At 68.9% G+C, this 14,601-nt stretch carries 13 protein-coding genes; 9 read left to right on the top strand and 4 right to left on the bottom strand.

Annotation, left to right across the window (positions count from 1 at the left end; translation table 11 throughout):
* Positions 1 to 62 precede the first annotated feature (62 nt).
* The 6 genes from EV138_RS20115 (at position 63) to EV138_RS20090 (ending at position 9,590) form a co-directional block, all read left to right on the top strand.
* Positions 63 to 1,022 (top strand): catalase family protein, encoded by a 960-nt coding sequence (locus EV138_RS20115; protein ID WP_166678646.1) that lies wholly within the window; start codon positions 63 to 65, stop codon positions 1,020 to 1,022.
* A gap of 263 nt (positions 1,023 to 1,285) precedes the next feature.
* Positions 1,286 to 3,859 carry a class III lanthionine synthetase LanKC gene (gene lanKC / locus EV138_RS20110; protein WP_133980403.1) on the top strand — a complete coding sequence of 858 codons (2,574 nt, stop codon included), beginning with the start codon at positions 1,286 to 1,288 and terminating at the stop codon, positions 3,857 to 3,859.
* Positions 3,860 to 3,863: 4 nt separating this feature from the next.
* Positions 3,864 to 4,001, top strand: a complete 138-nt coding sequence (locus EV138_RS20105; protein ID WP_133980402.1) for a SapB/AmfS family lanthipeptide — start codon at positions 3,864 to 3,866, stop codon at positions 3,999 to 4,001.
* A 107-nt stretch (positions 4,002 to 4,108) separates the two neighbouring features.
* On the top strand, positions 4,109 to 6,229 hold the full coding sequence (locus tag EV138_RS20100) for a prolyl oligopeptidase family serine peptidase (protein ID WP_238158248.1): 2,121 nt from the start codon (positions 4,109 to 4,111) through the stop codon (positions 6,227 to 6,229).
* A gap of 68 nt (positions 6,230 to 6,297) precedes the next feature.
* Positions 6,298 to 7,893: an ABC transporter ATP-binding protein gene (locus EV138_RS20095; RefSeq protein ID WP_238158247.1), complete on the top strand. Its 1,596-nt coding sequence runs from the start codon at positions 6,298 to 6,300 to the stop codon at positions 7,891 to 7,893.
* Positions 7,890 to 9,590, top strand: a complete 1,701-nt coding sequence (locus tag EV138_RS20090; protein WP_133980400.1) for an ABC transporter ATP-binding protein — start codon at positions 7,890 to 7,892, stop codon at positions 9,588 to 9,590. Before EV138_RS20095 ends, EV138_RS20090 begins: the two co-directional genes overlap by 4 nt.
* Here EV138_RS20090 and EV138_RS20085 read toward each other — a convergent pair.
* Positions 9,569 to 10,168: a response regulator transcription factor gene (locus EV138_RS20085; RefSeq protein WP_238158246.1), complete on the bottom strand. Its 600-nt coding sequence runs from the start codon at positions 10,166 to 10,168 to the stop codon at positions 9,569 to 9,571. The two genes, EV138_RS20090 and EV138_RS20085, sit on opposite strands and share 22 nt — an antisense overlap.
* Positions 10,169 to 10,279: 111 nt before the next feature.
* Between EV138_RS20085 and EV138_RS20080 the strand changes: the two genes are divergently transcribed.
* Both EV138_RS20080 and EV138_RS20075 read left to right on the top strand, forming a co-directional pair.
* Positions 10,280 to 10,825 carry a DUF5946 family protein gene (locus EV138_RS20080; protein WP_255513712.1) on the top strand — a complete coding sequence of 182 codons (546 nt, stop codon included), beginning with the start codon at positions 10,280 to 10,282 and terminating at the stop codon, positions 10,823 to 10,825.
* Positions 10,826 to 11,318: 493 nt separating this feature from the next.
* A complete protein-coding gene (locus EV138_RS20075) occupies positions 11,319 to 11,897 on the top strand; it encodes a transglycosylase family protein (protein ID WP_238158245.1) in 579 nt (192 codons plus the stop codon).
* 60 nt (positions 11,898 to 11,957) lie between these two features.
* Here EV138_RS20075 and EV138_RS20070 read toward each other — a convergent pair whose 3' ends face one another.
* The 3 genes from EV138_RS20070 to EV138_RS20060 form a co-directional block, all read right to left on the bottom strand.
* Positions 11,958 to 12,605, bottom strand: coding sequence for a class I SAM-dependent methyltransferase (locus EV138_RS20070; protein WP_133980396.1), 648 nt, complete (start codon positions 12,603 to 12,605; stop codon positions 11,958 to 11,960).
* A 9-nt stretch (positions 12,606 to 12,614) separates the two neighbouring features.
* Positions 12,615 to 13,262, bottom strand: a complete 648-nt coding sequence (locus EV138_RS20065) for a Pr6Pr family membrane protein (protein WP_133980395.1) — start codon at positions 13,260 to 13,262, stop codon at positions 12,615 to 12,617.
* 64 nt (positions 13,263 to 13,326) lie between these two features.
* A complete protein-coding gene (locus EV138_RS20060) occupies positions 13,327 to 13,860 on the bottom strand; it encodes a 2TM domain-containing protein (RefSeq protein WP_133980394.1) in 534 nt (177 codons plus the stop codon).
* Positions 13,861 to 13,936: 76 nt separating this feature from the next.
* Here EV138_RS20060 and EV138_RS20055 point away from each other — a divergent pair, with 76 nt between their 5' ends.
* Complete coding sequence (locus EV138_RS20055) at positions 13,937 to 14,536, top strand: TetR/AcrR family transcriptional regulator (RefSeq protein WP_133980393.1); 600 nt, start codon at positions 13,937 to 13,939, stop codon at positions 14,534 to 14,536.
* Positions 14,537 to 14,601 lie beyond the last annotated feature (65 nt).

Genomic DNA, 14,601 nt, shown 5'->3' with positions numbered 1-14,601 from the left:
CGCAACCAATGCGACGGCGGATACTGGGCGGGACCCGCTGGATCCTTGCGATGGGAGATGCCGTGGCAGAGCCGAGTACCGAGTGGCGTGAAGTGATCGGGGCGGACGAGCAGGAACGGCACGAGGCGCAGGCGGCGGAGTTCGTCGCGATGCAGGACCGGAAGTCGGAGAAGTACGGGACGGGACGGGCGCTGCACCGCAAGCAGGTCGCCGCGCTGCGGGCGACTCTGGACGTCCTGGCCGACCTGCCGGAGTACGCGCGACAGGGTCTGTTCAGGACCCCCGACCGGTACGACGCGTGGATCCGGCTGTCCAACGGCGGCTTCAACCGCGCGGCCGACAGCGTGCCCGACATCCGCGGCTTCTCGATCAAGGTGCTCGGCGTCTCCGGCCGGGCCGCGCTCGGCGGCGAGGCGGTATCGCAGGACTTCGCGCTGATCAACCACGAGCGATTCAGTTCCGCGACGAGCGAGGACTTCACCAAGGTTGTCACCACCGGCGGCAGCACACCGGGCAATCTCCTGCTCCGGCTGCTCAAGAACCCGGGCATGATCCCGCAACTCAAGACCGTCTCGGCCGCGCTCAAGTCGCCGTTCAGCGGATTCGCGACCCACGACTTCTTCAGCGCCGCCCCGATCGCCTTCGGCCCGTACGCCGTCCGCGTCCGACTGGCCGCCGCCTCGGACCAGGTGAACCCGTCGGCGAGCAACGATTGGGCGGCGGACATCTACGACCGGTTGATCGAGGGTCCAATGTCCTACGACCTGCAGGTGCAGTTCTTCACCGACGAGACGGCCACCCCGATCGAGGACGCTTCGGTCGACTGGACTGCGGCGCCCTATCTGACGGTGGCCCGGCTGACCGTGCCCCGGCAGAAGCCGGACGAGGCGCTCGCGACACAGGTCGAAGCGGCCCGGTTCGACCCCTGGAACGCGTTGATCGAGCACCGCCCGCTCGGCGAGGTGATGCGGGCCCGGAAGGGCGCGTACTACGCCAGCCAGCAGGCCCGGGCGGCCGAGTGATCGCTGTATACAGACCGTGCTCGACAGGTGACACGAAGTTACTGCCGCGAAGTTACGGCCTGTGATCGCACTGCCACGAATTGGCATCATGTAACACCGATTTCACCGCTCAAAGTGATGGAGACGTAACAAAGAGTGTTTACTTACTCACTCGTAGCGAGTGAGTTCTTCACGGCCTAGTCGTGACGTCATGCACTACGCCGACCCCTTCCGTGCTGCCCAAGATGTGCCGGGGCAACCACGAGAGAGGGGGACGAATCCGCATGGAAAGTTACGAGTTGTACTGCCTGGCCGACCGGCGGTTCTACGACACCCCGACCAAGCGTGGTGCCGAGCATCCGGACTTCGCGCTCTGCTCGCGTCCTGTCCCGGCCGGCTGGCAGCACGTGCCCGGCGACCTGTGGATGCACTACGCGCCGACCGGGCTGAAGCTGCCGGACCAGGGCTGGAAGATCCACGTCTCCGCCGGTCTCGCGGATGCCGAGCGAGCGCTGGCGACGGTCTGGGACTACTGCGTCCCCCGCGGTATCGCGTTCAAGTTCCTCCGCAACGAGCCCGTCCTGGTGATGGTCAACTCGAAGTCCGCCCCACGCGGTTCGAGCGGCAAGCTGGTGACGATCTACCCGACCGACGAGGCCCAGCTCGAGCTGGTGCTGAAGGAGCTCGACGACCTCCTGCACGGCGTGCGGGGTCCGTACATCCTGAGTGACCTGCGCTACGCCGAGGGTCCACTCTTCGTCCGGTACGGCGCGTTCGTCAGCCGCTATTGCCTGAACGACTCCGGCGAGAGGGTCCTGGCCCTCGTCGACGACCAAGGCCGGCTGGTGCCTGACCACCGCGGCCCGACCTTCTCGATGCCGCCGTGGGCAACCCTGCCGTCCTTCCTCGAGTCCCATCTCGAAGCCAGGAACGCGGTCACCACCAACGAGCTGGCGTACACGATCGAGAGCGTCATCCAGTTCTCCAACGGCGGCGGCGTCTACCTCGGGCACCACAACGAGACCGGCACGCGGGTGGTGCTCAAGGAGGGCCGCCCGCTGGCCGGTCTCGACATGGGCGGCCGGGACGCCGTGGCCCGGATCGGTCACGAGCGGGACATCCTGCGGCGCCTCGACGGACTCGACGTGGTGCCACAGCTGCACGACTACTTCCAGCTCGGCGAGCACCACTTCCTGGTCCAGGAGCACGTCGACTCGAACTCCCTGCAGCGCGAGCTGGTCCGCCGCTACCCACTGACCCACCCGGACGCGACCGAGGCCGAGCGCGCGGAGTACGCCGACTGGGCCGCCGCGATGGTCGCGCGGGTCGAGGCCGCCGTCCGCCAGCTGCACGAACGGGGCGTGGTCTTCTGCGACCTGCACCCCGACAACGTGCTCCTCGGTCTCGACGACCGGCTGGTCCTGATCGACTTCGAGGTCGCCACACTGGCCGAGGAGCAGGCCCGGTCGGCGCTCGCGCATCCCGGCTACGCTGCTCCGGCCGATCGGCAAGGCGTCGACGTCGACCTCTACGCGCTGGCCTGTATCACCCTCGGGCTCTACGCGCCGCAAGCGACGATGCTGCTGAATCTCCATCCCGGCAAGGCCTTCCAGCTCGCCGAGATGATCACCGAGACCTTTCCGGTGCCGAAGGCAACTATCGACGCCGCGGTCCGGACCGTCGTCGGCGCCGGCGTCAGCAGCGATCCGGAGATGGCCGGCCTCGCCATGCCCGGCAGGTCGGAGTGGGCCGAGGTTCGTTCGGCGCTGACGAAGGCAATCGTTGCCAGTGCGACGCCGGAGCGCGGCGACCGGCTGTTCCCGGGCGACATCGCGCAGTTCCAGCCGGGCGGCGGCACCAACCTCGCCACGGGAGCAGCGGGAGTCCTGTATGCCCTGGCGAAGACGGGCGCCGGCCGCTTCCCGCAGTACGACGAGTGGCTGCGCAAGCAGGCCATCGCCTCGGACAGCGGGCCCGGCCTGTACGACGGACTGCACGGCGTCGCGCACGTACTCGACGAACTCGGCTACCGGCAGGATGCTCTCGACGCGATCGACCGGACCCTCGCCGACGACTACGAGGCTCGCGAGCTCGGGCTGCACTCCGGCCTGGCCGGTATCGGCCTGAACCTGCTGCACTTCGCAGCGGAGCCTGCCCTGCAGGCCAAGGCGATCCGGGTCCTCGACCTGGTGGCGGATCGGCTGGGCGATGTCCACGACGTACCGGAACTCAGTGGCGGGCCGCATCCGCGGGCCGGGCTGATGTTCGGGTCGTCCGGTCCGGCGCTGTTGTTCCTCCAGGCGTTCGAGTGGTTCGGTGACACCGGACTGCTCGACCTGGCCGAGATCGCGCTACGGCAGGACCTCCGCCGCTGCCTGATGACGCCGGACGGCATGCTGCAGGTGAACCAGGGCTGGCGAACGCTGCCGTACCTCGAGGAGGGCTCGGCCGGCATCGCGCTCGTGCTGGAGCGCTATCTGCGGCACCGCCCGGACGAGGAACTGGCCGCCACGCTCGCGGACCTGCGCCGGGTCACCCACTGCTCGTACTACGTCCAGCCCGGGTTGTTCATGGGTCGCGCCGGCCTGCTGCTGACCGCGGCCGCGCTGGCCGAGCCTCAGGACACCCTCGACGACCTGGTGAACGGCCTCGGCTGGCATGCGATGCCGTTCGCCGGTGGCCTCACCTACCCCGGCAACCAGCTGCTCCGTCTCTCGATGGACCTGGCGACCGGATCGGCCGGCGTCCTGCTGGCTCTGGGAGCCGCGCTGCACGAGCAGCCGGTGTCCCTCCCGTTCCTCGGATCTCCCCAGTGGTCCGAGTCCCCATCCCTACTAGGCACATCGAAGGAGGTGTAAACACATGGCACTTCTCGACCTTCAGGGTCTGGAGACCCCCGGCTACGGCGGCGGCCACCACCACGGTGGTGGCTCCACGCTGACCGTTCTGGGCTGCGCTTCGCACACCCCGAGCAACCTGAGCCTTCTGCTCTGCCACTGATCGGCGCCGGCGCACCGGTTCTGAGTGGCCGGTGCAAGGGTTTCGAAGGCCCTGGGGTGAAGCAATTCCCCCAGGGCCGAACCCACTCCCCGCCGGAAGGAGAACCCGTGCACCCCCGACCCCACCACCCCAGCACCAGCCCGCACTCGTCACCCGGCGCGCCGTCCGGCCCCGCACCGCAACCGGGCGCCGACGTGCACTCGCGTGCTTCTGCGCCGCGGTTGCCGTTGGTTGAAGAGTTGCACGGGCATGCCGTGGCGGATCCTTATCGCTGGCTGGAGGATGCAGACAGTCCGGAAACCCTGCACTGGCAGCAGATCCAGGACGAGCTCTGGCTGCAGCACGCCGCGGGTCTGTCGAACCGCTTCCGGTTCCGGACCCGGATCAAGAACCTCTCCGCGGTCGGTTCAACGACCGCCCCGCTCTGGCGCGGCGACCGCTGCTTCGTACTCCGGCAAGAACCCGCCCAGGAGCACCCGGTCCTCTTCGTCGATGACGTCCCGCTGCTCGATCCACAGCAACTCGATCCCACCGGCTCCACGAATCTCGACAGCTGGCAGCCCTCTCCGGACGGCTCCCTCGTCGCCTACCAGCTCTCCAGCGGAGGCACCGAACAAGCAAGACTGTTCGTGCTCGACGTTGCCACAGGCAACCTTGTGGACGGTCCGATCGACGGTTGCCGCTACTCGCCCGTCGCCTGGCTCCCGGACGGAGAATCCTTCTACTACGTGCGATTCCGGCACGTCCTGCGACACCGGCTCGGCTCGGCCGACGATCTCCAGGTGCTGCCCGGCGAAGCGTCGTACGGGTTGGAACTCAGCGCGGACGGGCGCTGGCTGACGATCTCGGCGGTTCGCGGTTCCGGCAATGATCTCTGGCTGGCCGATCTGAGCAAGGACGAGCCGCCGGCCGTGATCCAGAAAGACGTCGACGCGATCACCTTGCTGTCGGTCGGCCCCGACGGCCGCCTGTACGTCGTCACCACCCGCGACGCGCCGACCGGCCGCATCTGCATCGGCGACCCGGAGGAACCGCTGGTCTGGCACGACTTCGTTCCGGCCGATCCCGAGGCGCCGCTGAGCAGTCTCGCCGTCCTCGACAAGGTCGTTCTCGTCGGCCGGACCAGACGAGCGCTCGGGGAGATCGTCGTCCACGACCTGGTGACCGGGCGACGGCTCGGCGAGGTCGAGCTACCCGGCGCGGGCTCGGTCGGTTCACTGACCAGCCGCCCCGAAGGCGGTTACGAGGCCTGGTTCAGCTACACCGACAGCGTCACCCCGGCGGCGATCTTCAAGTACGACGCCAGCACAGCGCGGACGACCCGGTGGTCCGATCCGCCGGGTGCGATCGGCGAACTGGACGCCGAGACGCAGGAACTGGAGTACCGCTCGGCCGACGGGACCGTCCTGCGGATGCTGGTCATCGCGAAGCCTGGCCGATCCGGTCCGCGGCCGGCAATCCTCTACGGGTACGGCGGTTTCGGGCAGTCGCTGACTCCGACGTACTCGGCGTTCGCCCTGGCCTGGGTCGAAGCCGGTGGTGTCTTCGTGACCGCCAACCTCCGCGGTGGCGGCGAGGGCGGCGAGGACTGGCATCGGGCGGGAACGTTGGGCGGGAAGCAGAAGGTCTTCGACGACTACATCGCCGCGGCCGAGTTCCTGATCGCCGAGGGATGGACGTCGACGGATCGGCTCGCGCTCTGCGGTGAGTCCAACGGCGGACTCCTGGTCGGCGCCGCGGTAACGCAGCGGCCGGAACTGTTCGCCGCGGCTGTGTGCTCGGCGCCGTTGCTGGACATGGTCCGCTACGAGTTGTCCGGACTCGGGGCGAACTGGGTGCCGGAATTCGGCTCGGCGTCTGATCCGGTCGCCTTCGAGCACCTGCTGAGCTACTCGCCGTACCACCGGGTGGTGCCGGGCGTGAAGTATCCGGCCGTGCTGTTCACGGTCTTCGGCGGCGACACCCGCGTCGACCCACTGCACGCCCGCAAGATGTGCGCGGCCCTTCAGTACGCAACCGACAGCGATCGCCCAATCGTCTTCCGCCTCGACCAAACCTCCGGCCACGGCCCCCGCCCAGCCAGCACGAGCATCGCCCTGGCCGCCGACATCCTCGCCTTCCTCTCCACCCACACCACCCCACCCACCACCTCCTCCGGCGACCATCCCACCCCCGCCCAACACGGCTCTCCGGGCGAGGTCGGTTCTTTTGGTTGGGCTGGGTTATGAGTGGCGAGCGGGCGTCGGAGTTTCGGGGTGTGGTGCGCCGCGGGCGGGGTTGGCTGCCGGTGCTTGGGGTGACCGCCTTGCTCGGTAGTGGCGTGGCGCTTGCGTTGCCGACGGTGCTTGGGCGGTCCGTCGACGCGATCGTCGCCCACCACGGGTACGGAAAGTGGTTCGCCCTGGCCGCCGGGCTGATCGCGATCGGGATCGGCTGCGCGCTCGTCGAGGTGTTCACCGGCACGGCTTGTGTCGTCAGCACGACGGCGTGGTTGCGGCATCGCCTGGTCAGCAACGTCGTCCGCAGCGGACCCGACGGAACCCGCGCGTTCGACACCGGCGATCTCGTCACCCGGGTGAGCGGTAACGCCGTCGACGCCGCCCAGGCCGGGCCGGCGATCGTCAACGCCGTCGCCGCGATCGTCCCGCCGGCGGGAAGCCTGGTGCTGCTGGCGCTGATCGACCCCTGGCTCGCGGCCGCCTTCTTCGGCGGCATCCTGCTGGTGATCGGCGTGCTCTGGGTGTTCGCCCGCCGGACCGCGGAGATCAGCCTCGCCTACCAAGAGACCCAGGGCCGGATCGCCGGTCTGCTGACCGAGGCTCTCACCGGCCTGCGCACGATCACGGCAGCCGGCACGAACGCCCGCGAAGAGCGCCGGATCCTTGCCCTCCTTCCCGAACTGCACAAACACGGCCTGCTCACCTGGCGCGTCCTCGCCCGCTCCGGTGCCCAGGCAGCGATCGTCGGACCCCTTGTCCTGGTGGCGGTTCTGGCCGTCGGCGGCCTACAGCTGGTGGCCGGACGAATCACTGCCGGGGAGCTGTTCGCCGCCGGCCAGTACGCCGTACTCGGTGCCGGCCTCGGCAGCCTGACCGGTGTGCTCGGCGAGCTGGCCCGGGCGCGGGCCGGAAGCCGCCGGGCCGGCGAAGTGCTCGCTGTCGAAACCGTTGCCCACGGCACCCTTCCGCTACCGGCCGGCCCCGGCAGGCTCACCTTCGACGGAGTGTCGGTGGTGGCCGGTGAGAAGGTGCTGCTGGCCGGCGTGAATCTCGAACTGCCCGGCGGAGCCACGGTCGCCGTGGTCGGGCCGAGCGGAGCCGGCAAGTCGGTGCTCGCCGCCCTCGCTGCCCGGCTGCGCGACCCGTCCGAGGGACAGGTCCTGCTGGACGGCGTACCACTGCAAGCGGTGAACCGGCAGATGCTACGCGCCGCGATCGGCTGCGCTTTCGAGCGTCCCCAGCTGGTCGGGACCACCGTGGGCGACGCGATTTCCCACCACGTGATCGGCCCGGTCCGGACTTTGGCCGCCGCCCGCGCCACCCATGCGCACGACTTCGTGAGCCGACTCCCCGACGGCTATCGCACACCGTTGCTCAAGGCACCGATGTCCGGTGGCGAACGGCAACGGCTGGGGCTGGCCCGGGCCTGGCCGGCGAGCCGCTTGCTGGTGCTCGACGACGCGACCTCCAGTCTCGACACCGCCACCGAGATGCAGATCAGCAAGACGCTGACCGAGGACCGGCACCGCCGGACCAGGCTGATCGTCACCCACCGGACCGCCACGGCCGCCCGCGCCGATTTGGTGATCTGGCTGGACAGCGGACTGGTACGCGCGGTCGGCTCGCACGCCGAGTTGTGGCAGGACGCCTGCTATCGCGAGGTGTTCGGATGAATCGCGAGCTGCGCTACGGCTTCGCCGCACTGCGGAAGCGCCCGGCCCTGAAGCTGGCCGCCTGGTCCGTCCCGGAGATCTTGCCGACGGCAATCTACGGCGTGGCTGTCGCTCACGCGACGGACAACTTCCTGGCCGGACACGCCTGGCGAGGTATCGCCTGGCTGGCCGGACTCGTCGCCACCGCCTGCCTCGGAGCCGCCGGCGCCCACCAGGTCTACGGCCGCCTCGGCGAACTGGTCGAGCCCCTCCGCGACGACCTCGTACGCCGGGTGGTGGCCGGCGCCTTGCAGACCGGCGACGACGCGTCGGTGGCACGGCTGAACCGCCAGGTGGAGATCGTCCGCGACACCTTCGCCGGCTTGGTCCTGGTGATCCGGAACTTCGGCGTCACGCTGTTCGGCGTACTGGCCGGGTTGTTGTCCTTGGCGCCGATGGTCGCGGTGTTCGTCGTACCGCCGTTCCTGGTGGGGTTCGTGGCTTCGCTCGCGGTGCTCGGGATCGCCGCGGACCGGGTCCGGGCGTCGCTCCGGGCCGACGAGGAGCTGGCGACGGCTGCCGGGATGGTGTTCAGCGGAGTTCGCGACATCACAGCGACCGGCTCGGAGGAGTTCGCGGAGCGGATCGTCGGCCGGCCGATCGACGAGCAGGCTGCCGCCGAGCGATCGCTGGCCAGAGTGGCCGCCCTGCGGACCCTGTGCTTCGCGCTCGGCGGTTGGGCGCCCTTGCTGATCCTCCTGGCGATGGGGCCTTGGCTCGTCGGTCATGGCGTCAGCACCGGCACGTTGCTCGGTGGCCTCACCTACGTGCTGATCAGCCTGCAACCTGCCTTGAACACCGTGATGGGAGCGCTGGGCGACAGTGGACTGCGCTACGTCATCACGCTCGGACGGATCCTCGACAGCACGGCGTACCAGCTCGCGCCCCGGCCCATGGCCGATTCCAAGGGCCATCAGCTCCGGCTGCGAGGACTGACCTTCGCCTACGGCCCGAACGCCGAACCGGTGCTGGCGGATCTGGACCTGACCGTGACCGAGGGCGAACACCTGGCCGTCGTCGGGCCCAGCGGAATCGGGAAGTCGACGCTGGCCGCTCTCGTCTGCGGGATGCTCACTCCGACCAGCGGCCGGCTCCTGCTCGGCGGCGTGCCGCCCAGCGAGCTGTCCACCGACCGGCTGGCGATGACGCGGGTGCTGATTCCGCAAGAGGCCTACGTCTTCACGGGCACGGTGCTGGAGAACCTGGTCTACCTGCTGCCGGACGCCTCGGACGCCGAAGTCCGGCAGGCCATCGATGCGGTCGGCGCGGCTGCCCTGATCGATCGGCTGGGCGGGCTGGAGGCACGGCTACGACCCGCCGACCTGTCGCCTGGCGAACGACAACTGATCGCGCTCACGCGGGCCTACCTGTCCCCCGCGCCGCTTGTCGTCCTGGACGAAGCGACCTGTTTCCTCGATCCCGACGCCGAGCGTCGAGCAGAAGAAGCGTTCGCGGCACGCGGCGGCACGGTGATCGTGATCGCGCACCGGATCAGCTCGGCCCTCCGGGCGCGACGGATCCTCGTCCTCGACGGCAACAAGGCCGCCGTCGGCACTCACCAGACCCTGCTGAGGACCTCGCCGCTCTACCGGGAGCTACTCGGTCACTGGCAGCCCGGAGTCCAGCTGCGACGCGATCAGATCCAGCCCGCGTCCTGAGCCTTCCGGATCGCCTCGATCCGGCTGCGGGCACCGGTCTTGGTGAGGATGCGGGACAGGTAGTTGCGCACCGTCCCCGTGCTCAGGCTGAGCGTGCGGGCGATCTCCTGGGCGGTAGCGCCGGTGGTGACCTGGCGGAGTACTTCGCACTCCCGATCGGTCAGCGGGTTGTCGCCCGCCTTCAGCGCTGCGACCGCGAGCCGGACGTCGACGACCGGCAGACCCTTGGCGACGTCCCGGATCGCCTGGACCAGCTGATCGGTGGTCGCGTCGGTCGCTATCAAGCCGATCCGGGGTGCCTGCTTGACCAGCGCCAGACTGGTCGCGGCGATCGCCTCGTGATCGATCAGCACCAGCACGCCGCGGCCGGTCAGTTTGAGGCACAGGCTCTCGATCCCGATCTTGCCGGGCAGCTGCGGATCCAGCAGCACCACGTGCGGCCGGCGCGTCACCGAGGGCAGAACGTCGTCCGAGCTGTCCAGCTCCGCCACGACCTCGAGATCGGACTCTCTTGCCAACACCGCGGCCAGTGCGCCTCGCACCAAAGTGCCGCGGTGCCCGAGGACTACTCGGATCACCGCTTCCCCCATCGTCTAGATCGCCTCAACCACGGACCGCCCCGAGGGCCGCTTCCGGATGCCGGGCAATAATCAGCTGCCGGGCGGCCAGGCCCGTGCTTCGATCAACGAGTGAACGCCGCAGATGACACGCGCGAATCTCGCCGCTGCCCCGGTTGCCAGGTCGTCCTGCCGGTGAGCAACTGGTCCGGCGGGCCATCGGGATACAACGCCTCGCCCGAATGCGCCGAGGTCGCCGGCGCCCTGCTGGGCTACGAGGTCGACCACCAGGCTGCCCTCGGCCACCTGCACCAACTCCGGATCGACGCGTACGGCGCCCAGCACGTCGGCCCGCAGACCCGCCCGATCACCACGGTCTTCGCCCTCAACGGCCTCTACATGTACTTCGAGCGCGGCTCCGGCAACCTCGACGTCCGCACGGCCCACGGCATCATGGCCAACTCGTACTCCGATTGGCCGGTCCTGACGCCACCCGACCAGGTAGGCACCCTCACCGCTCACGCGGTCCTCCAAGCCGCCCCCGAGGGGGTTCGGGCAGTCGAGCACCTACTGATCGAGTGGGCCCGGCAGGTCTGGGAGGCCTGGCCCGGCCAGGACCGGCAACTGGTCGGCGACCTGACCGTCCAGCTCGTGCCGGCGCGCCATTTCCACCGCTGATCAACAGCTCCGTTTGAAACGCCCCGCCCGGGGAACGGCGCGCTGGAAACCGTTCTGTTGTTGGGGTTTCGCCTTGTCAGGGCAAACAAGAAGTTTGTCCGGATTCCGCCACAGGTCTTGCGTTCTCACCGCCGGTCGCGCACGATATCTCGGGTCACGTCGTTACCGGGGCGTGATCATTCGGACGCTGTCTCGTGACCTGTCCGGATGCCGGTCCCCTGCACCCGGAAAGGGAGTGGTACCTCACCAGACTGCGGAGCCCGGTGCGGCCGCCCGAACGGAGTGCGGCCGGCGATCCGAGTCCCACGCACCCAGGTGACGTCCACCTTCACCTCGTCCACCAGCCCCTGCGCGGGCGGTGCACGAGGTTCTCAGGGGAAGTGCGCACGCGGCTGAATCGGCCGGGCAGGAAATTCACCATGCCCAGCTCACAAGGAGCAGAACGCTGATGTCCAAAGCTCGACATGCCCGACCCCGCCGAAGTTCCCGCCGGGTGGTTCGGACCCTCTCGATCGCCGGCCTCGGGGCCGGCATCACCGCCGCCGGCGCGGGCGCTGCCTTCGCGACCGACTACACGGTCAAGCCCGGCGACACGCTCTCCGAGATCGCCCAGGCCCATGGCGCCGACTGGCACCAGCTGGCCAGGCTGAACCATCTGAAGGACCCCGACCTGATCCTGATCGGGCAGACCCTCCAGCTCGACGGTGTGAAGAAGGCCGCCGTCACCGAGCGCCGGACGGTGAAGAAGACGCGGACGGTGCACAAACCCGAGCGCAAGGTCCGGGCCAGCCGGTCGGAGTCGAAGGCTCCATCCACCCGCGCGAGCGGCAAGGCGTCCCTGAGCGGCGCCTGGGCCAAGGTGGCCAACTGCGAGTCGAGCGGCAACCCCCGCGCGGTCAGCCCGGCCGGGTACTACGGCCTGTTCCAGTTCGACAAGCAGACCTGGCGCAGCGTCGGCGGTTCCGGCAACCCGATCAACGCCTCGGCGGCCGAGCAGCTCATGCGCGCGAAGAAGCTCTACGCGCAGCGCGGCGCGTCCCCGTGGCCGGTCTGCGGCCGTTACCTCCGCTAGCACCGGCACGTCCTTGCGGGCGGCGGGGTGCAGCCCCCTCAGTACGCACCTCGTCGCTCGCTAGCGGGACAGCACGAGCATCTTGTCGGCGTTCACCTGGAACTCGTAGGGCACCTGACGGATCTCCGCGGTCACGTCGGTGAGCTCACCGAGCAACTCAGGCAGGTAGTCGACCGGCTCGCCGGCTCCTTGCTGGACGAGCGGGAACACGCGCACCTCCGACCGGCTGACCCGGACGAGTTCGCGCAGCGCGGCGAGATGCCAGTCCCGGTCGTACTTGTCGGCCCAGGTGAACAGCAGGTGCGAGCAGAGCACCAGCTCGAAACGCCCATCGGAGAACGGCAGCTCCGGCAGGCTGCCCGGCACATAGCGCTCGGGCGCGACCGCCACGTCCTGCAGAAACCTGTCCGCGGCCTCGATCCGCAGCTCGTCCTTGCGAGCGGGCGTCCCGTACCAGGTCCAGACGAAGCTGTCCGCGTGCTCGTCGACGATCCCGGAGGTGGCCGGCAGACTTCGCCGTACGGTGTCCACGAGGTCCGGCGCGGGCAGTTCGTACGCCGGGTCGACGGCGACCGCGTCGACGCCGCGAGCCGCCGCCTCGGCCGTGAAGCTCGCCCCGCCCGCGCAACAGTCGAGCACGGAACCGGGCAGTTCGGTCAGGTCGAACATCGCCTCGTACTCGGCGTACGAGCGAGAGGTCACCAGCACAACGGCTACCTATCTGTCGAAGGTGGTCTTCGATCCCATCCGGCGGTCGAGCAGAGCCGCCCCGAACGCCAGCGCCAGGAACAGTAGCGCGACGAGCAGACAGTTCAGCAAGACCGTCCCGTATCCGTGCTCGGTCACGTTGACGAACGGATACGGGTAGAAGCCGGTGCCTTCGCCGCGAATCAACGTGAAAGCCAACCACAGCAACGGGTAGACGATCGACCAGCCCACCACCCGCCGATCGGTCTGCCGGCGAGGCCCGAAAATCAGCCAGCCCAGGACGCCGAGCAGTGGCGTGATCGTGTGGAGGACAAGGTTGGAGAACGCGGCGCCACCCGACAACGTGTCGGTGCCGGCCAGCACCAGGTGATAGACGATCCCGGTCACCGCGATGCACAGCACGCCGTTGAGGCGCAGCGTCCTGAACAACATCGACTGCCATCGCCCGGGATCGAGCGCGAGCAGCAGGCAGGTCCCGCCGAGCAGCAGGTTCGACTGGATCGTGAAGTACGCGAAGACGTTGAACACGCGATCCGGATTGTCCGGAAAGTACCCCTCGGTACTGCCCGCCGTGACGAACAACTGCACCACTATCCCGACGGCGACCACCAGCGCCGTGACCGCGAACCAGATCCGCCCCGCATCGGATTTCGTCATGTCCGAAATGTACGACGCGTTGCCGGGCCCGGCCCGGATCTCGGCGATCCGGAGTCCGGCGCCGTCAGACGCTCTGCTTCTCCCGGCCAGGGAAGGAGTAGCTGAAGGAGACGAAGGCGTCGATGACCAGCACGATCGTCCACGTCCAGGCCGGCCCGAGCAGGGCGTCGTACCCCTTGCCGGAGAGCAGGCCGAGGGCCAGCATCAGGCCGCAGCCGATCGCGTACGCCAGCAGGTGCCGGAACCAGCCCTGCCGCTCCCGTCGCGCGCGGTCCGGGCCTCCCTTCGGCCGCTTCGCCGGACGTGCGGCGCCGGCCAGCCAGTGCGCGGCCCACCTGTCCGCCCACTTGATGGTCTGATGCCCGAAGGCGACGCTCACCCCGATGAAGATCGCGGCCAGCGAGTGCGCGAACGAAGGCTCCCCGCCGCGACGCAGGTCGATGACGCCGGCGACCAGCATCACCACGTCGACCAGCGGTACGCCGGCCAGCAGGACCAACCCGGCCTTGGGCCACTTCAGCAGATAGCGCGTCACCATCCCGGCGACCAGCAGCACCCAGAATCCGATCTCGCAGCCGGCGATCACAGCAAGCAGCACGGCGTCCGACCCTCCCTTTATTTAGTACGACCGTGTTTCTACATCGACCATAACACGAGTGTGCTAAAAAGAACGGGTGCCGAAGATCGTCGACCATGACGCCCGCCGCGAGGAGATCGCCCAGGCGCTGTGGCGCGTGGTTCGGCGCGACGGCATCCGCGCCGCCTCCGTGCGCACGGTCGCGGCGGAGGCCGGTTGGTCGGCCGGCGCGGTCCGCTACTACTTCCCCGACCAGGAAGGCCTGCTGAACTTCGCGATGAATCTGGTCTCGCGCCGCGTGCGGGACCGGATCAGCGCGATCGAACCAACCGGCAGCGCCACCGCGATCGCGCTGCGGTATCTGGAAGAGGTCATCCCGCTCGACAGTGAACGGCAGGCCGAGTTCGACATCTGGCTGTCGTTCGTCGCCCAGGCGCAGACCGATTCCGGCGCCGACGGCCTGCGCAAGCACCTCGGCCCGATCCAGGAGGAACTGCGCGGATTGTGCCGCTCGCTGCTCGACGGTCTCGCTGCTGCCGGCGGCTTACGGAGTGGTCTCGACCTCGACCTCGAGGCCGAACGACTGCACGCGCTGATCGACGGGCTGTCCTTGCACACGTCGATGCAGCGCACCCGGACAACGCCCGCCCGCGTCCGCAAGATCCTCGCCGATCACCTGAACACCTTGCAGGACTGAGAAAAGCAAGCGATTGCGGCACCTACGGACGGTGTCCGACTGCAGACAAGAATGGACGAGGCCTG

The organism is Kribbella voronezhensis (assembly GCF_004365175.1).
GTDB classification, from domain to species: Bacteria; Actinomycetota; Actinomycetes; order Propionibacteriales; family Kribbellaceae; genus Kribbella; species Kribbella voronezhensis.
Note: the sequence above shows the minus strand (reverse complement) of the source record. Positions and strands in the feature narration are given on the sequence as shown.

Bases quoted from the DNA above. Each gene is read 5' to 3' on its own strand.
- lanKC (WP_133980403.1), top strand. From the start codon at position 1,286: ATGGAAAGTTACGAGTTGTACTGCCTGGCCGACCGGCGGTTCTACGAC.
- EV138_RS20105 (WP_133980402.1), top strand. From the start codon at position 3,864: ATGGCACTTCTCGACCTTCAGGGTCTGGAGACCCCCGGCTACGGCGGC.
- EV138_RS20090 (WP_133980400.1), top strand. From the start codon at position 7,890: ATGAATCGCGAGCTGCGCTACGGCTTCGCCGCACTGCGGAAGCGCCCG.
- EV138_RS20065 (WP_133980395.1), bottom strand. From the start codon at position 13,262: ATGACGAAATCCGATGCGGGGCGGATCTGGTTCGCGGTCACGGCGCTG.